General features: G+C 68.8%; 10 protein-coding genes and 1 pseudogene. 2 read left to right on the forward strand and 9 right to left on the reverse strand.

The features are described 5' to 3' along the window. Positions 1 to 618 (reverse strand): TetR family transcriptional regulator (locus CQZ88_RS14385; RefSeq protein ID WP_102799958.1); only part of this gene is annotated, 618 nt, incomplete at its 3' end. A gap of 160 nt (positions 619 to 778) precedes the next feature. On the opposite strand from CQZ88_RS14385, the gene CQZ88_RS14390 reads away from it, so the two are divergent. Both CQZ88_RS14390 and CQZ88_RS14395 read left to right on the forward strand, forming a co-directional pair. Then, entirely contained in the window at positions 779 to 1630 is an 852-nt protein-coding gene (locus CQZ88_RS14390) for an LLM class F420-dependent oxidoreductase (RefSeq protein WP_102799931.1), read from the forward strand. A 28-nt stretch (positions 1631 to 1658) separates the two neighbouring features. Next, entirely contained in the window at positions 1659 to 3128 is a 1470-nt protein-coding gene (locus CQZ88_RS14395; RefSeq protein ID WP_029541694.1) for an FAD-dependent oxidoreductase, read from the forward strand. Positions 3129 to 3169: 41 nt separating this feature from the next. On the opposite strand, the gene CQZ88_RS14400 is transcribed toward CQZ88_RS14395, so the two are convergent. From CQZ88_RS14400 to CQZ88_RS31075, 8 genes and pseudogenes are all read right to left on the reverse strand, one after another. Then, entirely contained in the window at positions 3170 to 3970 is an 801-nt protein-coding gene (locus CQZ88_RS14400) for a hypothetical protein (RefSeq protein WP_258008603.1), read from the reverse strand. A 145-nt stretch (positions 3971 to 4115) separates the two neighbouring features. Further along, the gene (locus CQZ88_RS14405; protein ID WP_029541692.1) at positions 4116 to 5375 is read right to left on the reverse strand and encodes a hypothetical protein; all 1260 of its coding nucleotides are present in this window, start codon (positions 5373 to 5375) and stop codon (positions 4116 to 4118) included. Then, complete coding sequence (locus CQZ88_RS14410) at positions 5369 to 5920, reverse strand: nuclear transport factor 2 family protein (protein WP_102799932.1); 552 nt, start codon at positions 5918 to 5920, stop codon at positions 5369 to 5371. Before CQZ88_RS14410 ends, CQZ88_RS14405 begins: the two co-directional genes overlap by 7 nt. 17 nt (positions 5921 to 5937) lie before the next feature. Next, a complete protein-coding gene (locus tag CQZ88_RS14415) occupies positions 5938 to 6132 on the reverse strand; it encodes a ferredoxin (protein WP_006936239.1) in 195 nt (64 codons plus the stop codon). Positions 6133 to 6143: 11 nt separating this feature from the next. Next, positions 6144 to 7502, reverse strand: coding sequence for a cytochrome P450 (locus CQZ88_RS14420; RefSeq protein ID WP_102799933.1), 1359 nt, complete (start codon positions 7500 to 7502; stop codon positions 6144 to 6146). Next, positions 7499 to 8299, reverse strand: a complete 801-nt coding sequence (locus CQZ88_RS14425; protein WP_050034676.1) for an SDR family oxidoreductase — start codon at positions 8297 to 8299, stop codon at positions 7499 to 7501. Before CQZ88_RS14425 ends, CQZ88_RS14420 begins: the two co-directional genes overlap by 4 nt. After that, positions 8292 to 9503, reverse strand: a complete 1212-nt coding sequence (locus CQZ88_RS14430; protein WP_006936246.1) for a cytochrome P450 — start codon at positions 9501 to 9503, stop codon at positions 8292 to 8294. Before CQZ88_RS14430 ends, CQZ88_RS14425 begins: the two co-directional genes overlap by 8 nt. A gap of 3 nt (positions 9504 to 9506) precedes the next feature. Next, positions 9507 to 9854 (reverse strand): annotated as a pseudogene (locus CQZ88_RS31075) (TetR/AcrR family transcriptional regulator); the annotation flags it as partial.

Below are 9854 nucleotides of genomic sequence, written 5' to 3' on the forward strand. Positions count from 1 at the left end.
GTCGAACACGAGCCGCACCACGCTGTCCATGTGCGCCATCACCTGATCCGCCGTGGCCCGACCGGCGGCCCAGCTCACCAGGTTCGACATCCACACGTCCGCGATCACGTGCACCGCGTTGAGGAGCTGCTCGCTGACCACCTCGACCCCGGCCGCCCGGGCGTACATCCCGGTGATGATCGCTCCGAGCCGGTCGAGCTCGGCCGACGACGAGGCGTCCGCGAACATCGCCGCACGCACGAGCGCGTCGTAGAGGTTGTGGTCGCTCTCGAGCCGGCCGATGTAGCCGTGCAGCACCGACATGATCCGTTCGTGAGCCGAGTCGCCGGGGATGTCGGTGTCGCCGAACCTGTTGCTCAGATCTTCGAACAGCAGCACCATCGCCACCACCAGCAGGTGGTTCTTGGACGGAAAGTAGCGGTACACGGTGCCCAGCGCCACGCCCGACCGTTCGGCGACGGCACGCATCTGGACCGCGTCGTATCCGCCCTCGGAGGCCAGTTCCTTCGCGGCCTCGATGATCCTCAGGTAGCGGGCGCGCTGGGCCGGCTTCAGGTCCGCGCCGAGAAGCGAAGCGGACCGCGCCTTCGTTCGGGATGCTGCACTCGGCTCCGCCATCGTCCTCACCTTTCGTATGCCTGCCCGCCAGCGTAGTGCGCCTTCCCCGGGCCGGCGCCGGGACCTGACCGAAAAAATGGACAGGTGTCTGGAACGGGTTCCACCAATCACTAGAACGCGTTACAGTTGCGGGGACCCGACAAGTAGGGAGGCAGCTTCCGTGCGTCACGGCATCACCCTGTTCACCAGCGATCGCGGTATCCGGCCCGAGACGGCCGCCCGAGCGGCCGAGGAACGCGGCTTCGACGCGTTCTACGTCCCCGAACACACCCACATCCCCGTGCGCCGCGAATCCGCACACCCCGGCACCGGCAACGCGACGCTGCCCGACGACCGGTACCGCCGCACGCTCGACCCGTGGGTCGCCCTCGGACTCGCCGCGGCCGTCACCTCGACCATCAGGCTGGGCACCTCGGTCGCCCTGCCCCTCGAGCACGACCCCATCACGCTGGCCAAGACCGTCGCGACCCTCGACCACCTCTCCGGCGGGCGCGTCGTCCTCGGCGCGGGCTTCGGCTGGAACGCCGAGGAACTCGCCGACCACGGCGTACCTCCCGGCAAGCGGCGTACCGCCCTGCGCGAATACCTCGAGGCGATGCAGGCGCTGTGGAACGAGGAGGAAGCCTCCTACGACGGGCAGTTCGTCTCGTTCGGCCCGAGCTGGGCCTGGCCCAAGCCGATCCAGCAGCCCCGCCCACCGGTGCTGATCGGCGCGGGCGGCAGCGAACGCACCTTCGCGTGGATCGCCCGCTCCGCCGACGGCTGGATCACCACCCCGATCGAACGCGACATCGACGACAACGTCGAGCGGCTGCGCGCCACCTGGGCCGAGGCCGGCCGCGCCGGCGCCCCGGAGATCGTCGTCCTCGCCGGCCGGCCCGACCCCGCCAAGCTCCAGCAGTGGCGCGACCTCGGCGTGACCGAAGTGATGTTCGGCCTGCCCGACCGCTCGGAGGACGAGATCCTCGCCTACCTGGACAAGCTCGCCGCCACGCTGGAACCGACCCGCTGACGGTCACGACCGAGAAGGAAACACCTCCATGACCACAGCTCCCTTCCGCCCGCTCCGTGCCGCAGAGGTCACCGCCTGGGACCACGAAGCCGACATCGTCGTCGCCGGCTACGGCATCGCCGGCGTCTCGGCCGCCATCGAGGCCGCGCGGGCCGGCACCGACGTGCTGATCCTCGAACGCACCGGCGGCTGGGGCGGTGCCGCCTCCCTGTCCGGGGGAATCGTCTACCTCGGCGGCGGCACCCCGCTGCAGCGCGAGCTCGGGTTCGAGGACACCCCGGAGAACATGAAGAGATTCATGCTCGCCGCTCTCGGCCCCGGCGCCGACGAGGCCAAGATCTCGGAATACTGCGACGGCAGCGTCGAGCACTACCACTGGCTCACCGACAACGGAGTGGTCTTCAAACCGGCGTTCTGGGGCGAGCCCGGATGGGAGATCCCCGGTGACGACGGTCTGATGTACTCGGGGGGCGAGAACTCCGCGCCGTTCAACGAGATCGCCACACCCGCCCCGCGCGGCCATGTGCCGCAGATGAGCAACAAGCGCACCGGTGAGCAGGGCGGCGGGTACATGCTGATGAAGCCGCTCGCCGAGACGGCAGAATCCCTCGGCGTGACATCCGTCTTCGACATCCGGGCGCAGCGGCTGATCGTCGACGACACGGACCGGGTCGTCGGGATCGCCGCCAAGAAGTACGGGAACGAGGTCTTCGTGCGGGCGCGGCGCGGCGTCGTGCTCACCACCGGCAGCTTCGCCTACAACGAGGCCATGGTCACCTCGTTCGCCCCGCAGCTGATCGGCCGCCCGGGCGCCGCGATCGAGGAGCACGACGGCTGCTCCATCCGGATGGCCCAGGCCCTCGGCGCCGACCTCGCGCACATGAACGCCACCGAGGTGGCGTTCTTCGCCGACCCGCAGCTGATGGCGCGCGGCATCCTCGTCAACGGCCGCGGCCAGCGGTACGTTCCCGAGGACACCTACCCGGGACGCATCGGGCAGCTCACCCTCCTCGAGAACGACAACCAGGCGTACCTGATCATCGACGAGGCGGCATACGAGGAAGGTTGCACGACGACGAGTTCCACCCCGTACTTCCGGTTCCCGCCGAAGTGGGCGGCGGAGACCGTCGCCGAACTCGAATCCGACATGGGCCTGCCGGAGGGCACGCTGCAGGCCACCGTCGAGGTGTACAACCGGCACGCCGCGGCCGGCACCGATCCCGTCCTCGGGAAGAAGCCGGAGTGGGTCACGCCGATCGGCACCCCCGTCGCGGCCCTGGACCTGCGCAACTGCACCGCGGGCTTCACCCTCGGCGGCCTGCGCACCACCGTGAACTCGGAGGTCCTGCACGTCTCGGGCGAACCGATCCCGGGCCTGTTCGCCGCGGGCCGGTGCACCTCCGGCGTGTGTGCGGGGGGCTACGCGAGCGGCACGTCGCTCGGGGACAGCAGCTTCTTCGGCCGTCGCGCCGGCGTCGCCGCCGCCGCCGAGAACTGAGCGTTCCCGAATCCCGTTGTGTGGCCGAATGTCACATGGGTTCAATCGAATCGAACCCATGTGACATTCGGCCGGTTCGGGGTGCTCAGAAGCAGGTCGGCCGGGAACGGCACCGGGCCGGTGACGATCATGAGCGGACCGGCCGGATTCCCGAGGTCCTTGAAGCCGACGCACGCGGGACCGCCCTGCCATGCACCCAAACCGAGCAGCGTGGTCGTCACCGAGAACACGCGGTCTCCGTTGTTGCCCCATCCCGTTCCCACGGCGTCGGGCAGATCCGGGATCAGACCCTTCGCGAGCGCCTTGACGAGAAGCCTTGTGGTACCTGGTGATCCGGTACCGAGAAACAGCGCGTCGGCGACGATGCGCTTGCGTTCGAGTACCACACAGTCCGTGGAGATCCGGTCCGTATGCGCGATCCGCGTGCCGTCCCGTCCGCGCTCGATGTCGTTGACCCGGTGCAGCGTCTCGATGCGGACGTAACCCGTGGCCTCGGCCTCCGCCAGGTACGTCACGTCGACGGAGAACTTGCCGCCGTTGTTCACGCCGTAGATCAGGTCGCCGTTGGTGTACGACGGCGCCAGTTCGCCGGCCAGCTCCCGCCGGGCGAACTCCCAGTCGATGGGCATCGGCACACGGAGTGGCTCGAAGCCCTCCTCGGCGACCCGGTCGAGGAATTGCCTCGACGAGCGGTAGCGCTCGTGGTTCAGCAGATCGTCGGGGATGGTCTGCAGGCGCAGCGTCCGCGCCACGCGGGGAAAGTGTTCGGTGGCGAGCAGGTCGTAGTCGATGCGCGACGACACACTCTGCGCGAAACGCTCACCGTCGGGCTGCAGCGTCATCCCTTGGTAGAGAAGGGAACTGCCGCCCGCCCTGACTGCACGCAGCCACCCGAGCGAATGTATCGCTCACCTCTTCAGGCCGACAGAACGATACATTCGCTCACCTGGGGGCGCGTGGGGGTGGGGGTGGGAATGGATGGGACGCTCAGACGACGGTGAGCGGCAGGGGGATTCCGCGGTCGGCGAACGTGAAGTTCGCACCGGTGCTGAAGCGGGTGATCGCCACCTCGCCGCATTCCTTCGCGGGTTCGGCGTGGCGGATCACCTCGACGGTGAGCGCGTGTGCGTCCTCGGACACCACGTGCGCGGTGAAGTGCGGGTCGACGCCGCGCACCAGCGCCTGCAGCGGCTCGAGGTGGTGCCCGTCGACCAGAGTCGGCCACGACCCGTCCGCGTCGGCACCCCCGGCTCGCCCGAGGCGCAGGCGCAGTCTGTCCGGCTCCCAACGGATGTCGCGCTGGACGTACTGCCTCGGCGCGAACACGGGGTGGACCGACAGCACCGTCGCCAGTCCCTCGAAGTCGCGCGGCAGGCCGAGGGCGTCGCGTATCCGCTCGGACGCCAGCCCGGCGATGCCGGTCAACTGCTTGCGGGTGAGGGCCAGCGCGGCGTCCTCGTCCGTGCGTTTGCGCACGCCGATGAGAAAACCCAGTGTGAGCAGATGCTGCTGCAGGCACACCTCCTCCGCGATCCGCACCAGGGCCGAGTGCGAGAAGTCCGCGAACCGCAGGTCGGAGAGCAGGGGCCCGGAATAGTCGCCGAGTCCCTCGTCCGCCGGGTCGATCGCGCTGAGTTCCACTGCGACGGCCGCGGTACGCCCGATCGCCTCGGTGTGAGGCGCGGCCTGCGGCGGAACGTGCGACGGGTCGATCGTCACCGTCCACGCGCAGTGCGGATGGCGGCCGGCCGGCCGGCGCGGCGGCCGGTGGATCGGCCGCACCCGGGCGTGCGGGTTGGTGGCAAGGGCGGTCGCGTCGAACGTGGGGTCCTCGATGTCGTGGCACATGGCCTTCACGTACGCGTCGCCCATCGGTTCGACGTCCATGAGCGCGCCGCAGTGGTCGAGCCGGAACTCACCGTGGTCGTGGTCGTCGACGCGGAACCGGAAGTCCATGAACTGCGGGGGCGCGCCGATGTCGAGTTGCAGCCCCTTGAAGATCGTCTCGACACCGTCGCCCTCGTACCGCAGGGCCCGCTGCATGCGCCGGGTGTACCACGGGCTCGACGCCTGCCACTCCTCGACGGCCACCTCGGTCATTCCCTCCCGTCCGAACGCCGAGATCAGGTGTGCCATCCCGGAGCGGTCGATGAGCTGGCCGCACAGGAGCAGTTCGGGGACGAGGACGGCGAGGTCGGCCCGGGAGAGCGCCGCGAAGGAGTCGCGGACGTTTACCGGGCTCACCACAGCGGAACCGGCGCCTGTCCGGCCGGATACCAGCCGGGAAGACGTTTCGTCGAGGTCGACCGTTCGATCCGCTTGTTCATGCCGTCGGACAGGGCGTTGCCCGTGATCATCTCCAGGAAGAGGTGGGAGACGTTCCCGAAGTCGAAGAAGTCACGCTGCCAGGACCATCGGAAGTTCCCGCCGTAGCGGAACCAGCTGCCGCCGAAGCCGTGCACCTCGTAGTGCGACCCGTCGTTGCGGGTGGCGTCGGCGACCTGTTTCCAGAAGCCGATGACGTCGCCGGTCCGCTCGTCCACGACGAACCGCTGATAGGGATACTGCCAGCCCTCCAGGCCGGCCATCTCCTGGCCGAGCGCGAGCTCGCGGATCTCCTCGCGCCCGACGGCCATGAAGTCGTCCGTGGGACCGTAGTTCCAGCCGTAGGTCGCGTCCTCGGTGTACATGTCGGCCAAGGACTTCCAGTCACCGGCTGCCTCGGCCTTCTTGTTGGCCTCGATCCAGCGCTCGATCATCTCGTCGAGTTCTGCTCGGTCGAAGGGTGCCATGACTTGTCTCCTCTGGATCAGTCCTCGACGATGCGGAGGGCTCGGGTGGGGCAGTACCGTACGGCGGATCGGACGTCGCCGCAAAGTTTTTCGGGTATGTCGTCCATCAGGATCCGGACCTTACCGTGCTTGGGAACGTCGAAGACGTCCGGTGCCTCCAGCGAGCACATCGCGTGGCCCTGGCACAGATCGAGGTCTGCTTCCACTTTCACGGCGCGAGTCCTTACATCCGGGTGCGACGGCGATAGCGCACGGCGCACGGATGCGCGAGCTGCACCACCATCTTGGAATGGTCGTTGCGGTAGGTGTCGGCCGGCTGAGGCATCTCGAATTCGTAGTCGCGCAGCAGGACCGAGAAGATCGCCTTGAGCTGCATGAGAGCGAACGCCGCTCCCACGCACCGGTGCCGGCCGGCCCCGAACGGGATCCAGGTCCAGCGGTTGACGATGTCCTCCTGCCGCGGATCGAGGTAGCGGCCCGGATCGAAGGCATCGGGCTCGGGGAAGTCCTCCGGGATGCGGTTGGAGATCGCCGGGGTAGCGCCGACGAGGTCGCCCTCGCCGATCCGGTACCCCTCGACCTCGAACTCGCCGCGCGCGACGCGCAGCAGCAGGATCAGCGGCGGGTGCAACCGCAGCGTCTCCTTGAGTACCGACTCGAGCATCGGGATCTGCCGCAGCGCATGGAAACTCACGCCCTCACCGTCGGCGTAGAGGACGTCGAGCTCGTCGGTGACCCCGCGCAGGTACTCCGGATTGCGCAGCAACTCGATCAACGCCCATGCCGCCGTCCCCGACGTGGTGTGGTGGCCGGCGAACATCATCGAGATGAAGATGCCGGTGATCTCGTCCGCGCTGAACCGCTCCTTGCCGTTCTCGTCCTTGATGGAGACGAGGACGTCGAGCATGTCGCGATCCTCCTTGCCCTGGGGCGGGTTCGCGATGCGGTCGACCATGATCTCCTCGACGAGGGCGACCAGCCCGCGGCGGGCCTCGTCGCGGCGACGGAAGCTCTCGATGGGCGCGTAGGGGTCGACGAAGGCGAGGGCGTCGGTGCCCTTCTCCAGGTCGTGGTAGAGGCTCGCGAACCGGCTGTCGAGCTGGTCGCGGAACTTCTTGCCGATCAGGCAGGCCGAGGACGTGTAGATGGTCAGCTCCGCGAAGAACTCCAACAGGTCGATCTCACCCTCGTCACCCCACCCGGCGACGATGTCACGGACCTCGCGTTCGATCGTGGCGGCATGGCCCTTCATCTGCTCGCCGCGCAACGCGGAGTTGTGCAGCATCTCCTTGCGGCGCTCGGGGCTGGCATCGAAGACCACGCCCTCCCCGAAGACCGGCTTCATGAACGGGTACGCGGCCTGCTGGTCGAGGTCCTCGTCGGCGGAGCGGAAGAAGAACTCGTTGGCCCGAGCCCCGGAGAGCAGCACGACGTTGCGGTCGGCGAGTTGGAAGGCGCCGACGTCGCCGCACTCCTCGCGGACTCGCTGCATCAGGCCGATCGGGTCGGTGCGCAGTTCCTCGAGGTGGCCGTGTTCGTGCTCGCCCCCCGAGACGCGCATGGGGGTGGTGATCGTGGTCATTCAGGGTCCTTTCCCCGAGAATCCTTCTGCAGAGGCGCTTCCGGCTGCACTTCGGTCAGCACCAGGTGGGTTCCGCGCGGGGCCGAGACGACGGCGACGACGGCGTTCGCGATCTCGGAGGCGCGGAGGAAGTAGGAGTGCCGAGCGAAGCCCCATCTGGTCCAGTCGGCGATCAGCGGCTCGATGATCTCCGCAGGGGCATCGAGTCCCATCCCGGTCTGTGTCGGGCCGGGACGCACCACCGACGCGCGAACCCCCGTGCCCTCGAGTTCCATCCGCATCTGACGCACGAGCGCCTCGAGGCCCGTCTTGGCGGCGACGTAGGCGCCCATGCGGGGCCGCGCGACGTCGGCGCAGTCCGAACCGATGACGACGAAGTCGCCGCGGCGCCGTTCGATCATCCCCGGCAGCACGCGATGGGCGAGACGCTGCGTGCCGACGAGATGGACGTTCACCTGGAACTCGAACCGGTCCGGATCCATCTCGTGCACGAGCCGGAAATCCATGTCACCGGCGCCGGACAGGACGATCTCGGTGGGACCCAGGGCCTTCTCGGCGGCGGCGACGAACTCGTCGACCGATTCGGTGGACGCCACGTCGAGGAAGTGCGCGACGGCCTCGCCGCCCTCGCCGCGGATCTTCTCCGCGAGGGCCTCGCACTGTTCGACGCGCCGCGCACCGAGGGCGACCGGGTGACCGAGGGCGGCGAGCGCGAAGGCGGTGGCCGTACCGATGCCGGAGGAGGCGCCGCTGACGATCGCGGGCCGGCGCGGCGGATTGGGTTCGAATCTAGGCATGTCGCCGGGTCACCTCTACGGGCAGGGCCGCGAGGCCTCGGACGTTGGTGGAGTGGACGCGTTCACAGCGGTCGAAGTCGACGTCGTAGTCGGCGACGCGCGCGGCGAACTGTTCGAGCGCGATGTTCGCCTCGAGGCGCGCAAGGTGGGCACCGAGGCAGAAGTGCACGCCGCCACCGAAACTGGCGATCTTGGACGCGCTGTCGCGGCCGATGCGGAAGGTGTCGGGATCCTCGAACACCTCGGCGTCACGGTTGGCCGAACCGATGAGCAGCAGCACCTTGTCGCCCGCGCGGATGGTGCTGTCGTGCACGTCGATGTCGGTGGCGGCAGTGCGCGCGACGATCTGGCTGGAGGTGTCGTAGCGCAGCGTCTCCTCCACCCAGCCCGGGGCTGCGTCCGGGTTGCCGAGGACGCGGGCCACCTCGGTCTTGTTCTTCGCGCCCCAGTACAGTGCGTTGCCGAGCAGTTTGGTGGTGGTCTCGTTGCCCGCGACGACCATCAGGAACATGAAGCCGATGATCTCGTCGTCCTCGAGGCGGTCTCCGTCGACCTCGGCGTCGAGCAGGGCCGAGGTGAGGTCCTCGCTCCGGTGGGCGCGGCGCTGCGCCAGCATGTCCGCGTAGTAGCCGACGAGGTTCAGCGACGCCTCCATCGCCGCGACGGGCACGTCGAGTACGCCCCGCTCCCGGTGGACCACCAGATCCGCCAGCCGACGCAGTTCGGCGCGGTCGGCCTCGGGCACGCCCATCAGTTCGGAGATGACGTCCATCGGGAGCTTGCCCGCAAAGTCCGCGATCCAGTCGAATTCGTCCTTGTCCAAGGCGGTGTCGAGGTAGTGGAGAGTCAGCTCGAGGATGCGGCCGCGCAGGTCGGCGACCCGGCGCGGGGTGAAGCCCTTGGAGACGAGCCGGCGCATGCGCATGTGGCGGGGGTCGTCCATCGCGAGGAACGACATGACCTTGTGGGCGTGGGGGCCGTAGGCCGCCGGGTCGAGGGACACCCCGTTCGCGCTGGAGAGCCGGGTGTGGTCGCGGAAGCCCGCGACGACGTCGGCGTGCCGGGACAGGGCCCAGAAGCCGAGGTCGTCGTTGCGGTAGAGCGGCGCCTCCTCGCGCAGGCGCCGGTAGATCGGATACGGGTCCTCATGGAAGCCGTAGTCGTAGGGATCGAACAGGAGCGGTTCGAGCGAAGCCTGGGTCATGCGCTACTCCAATAGAAGTTTGGCGGAGGTCTCCAGCCGATCGGCGATCTTCTCGTAGGTCTCGTACCCCATGCCCGCCCGGACGAGGGCGCCGGCGTAGAGCATTTCCAGCGCTTCGATCTCGTCGGGATCGGCGTCGGGGCCGAGGGCCGTGGCGAGCCGGTCCCGGATGTCGAGGCCGATGCGGGCGCGCAGGTGTTCGACGTCGGGGTCGCGGCCGAGCAGCGCGCTGGTGACCGCGCCGGCGAGTTCGGGCTCGTCGGCCATCATCAGCGCGACGTTGCGCAGCACCGCGACCACGCGGTCGACCCGGTCGGTCGTGGCCGCCTCGGGTTCGGGCGAGGCGGCGAG

It is taken from the genome of Rhodococcus sp. ENV425 (assembly GCF_002887785.1).
GTDB lineage: Bacteria > Actinomycetota > Actinomycetes > Mycobacteriales > Mycobacteriaceae > Rhodococcus > Rhodococcus aetherivorans.

What these genes read in the sequence shown, in the direction of transcription:
- CQZ88_RS14395 (WP_029541694.1), top strand. Translation starts at nt 1,659, where the DNA reads ATGACCACAGCTCCCTTCCGCCCGCTCCGTGCCGCAGAGGTCACCGCC.
- CQZ88_RS14400 (WP_258008603.1), bottom strand. Translation starts at nt 3,970, where the DNA reads ATGACGCTGCAGCCCGACGGTGAGCGTTTCGCGCAGAGTGTGTCGTCG.
- CQZ88_RS14410 (WP_102799932.1), bottom strand. Translation starts at nt 5,920, where the DNA reads ATGGCACCCTTCGACCGAGCAGAACTCGACGAGATGATCGAGCGCTGG.
- CQZ88_RS14420 (WP_102799933.1), bottom strand. Translation starts at nt 7,502, where the DNA reads ATGACCACGATCACCACCCCCATGCGCGTCTCGGGGGGCGAGCACGAA.
- CQZ88_RS14425 (WP_050034676.1), bottom strand. Translation starts at nt 8,299, where the DNA reads ATGCCTAGATTCGAACCCAATCCGCCGCGCCGGCCCGCGATCGTCAGC.
- CQZ88_RS14430 (WP_006936246.1), bottom strand. Translation starts at nt 9,503, where the DNA reads ATGACCCAGGCTTCGCTCGAACCGCTCCTGTTCGATCCCTACGACTAC.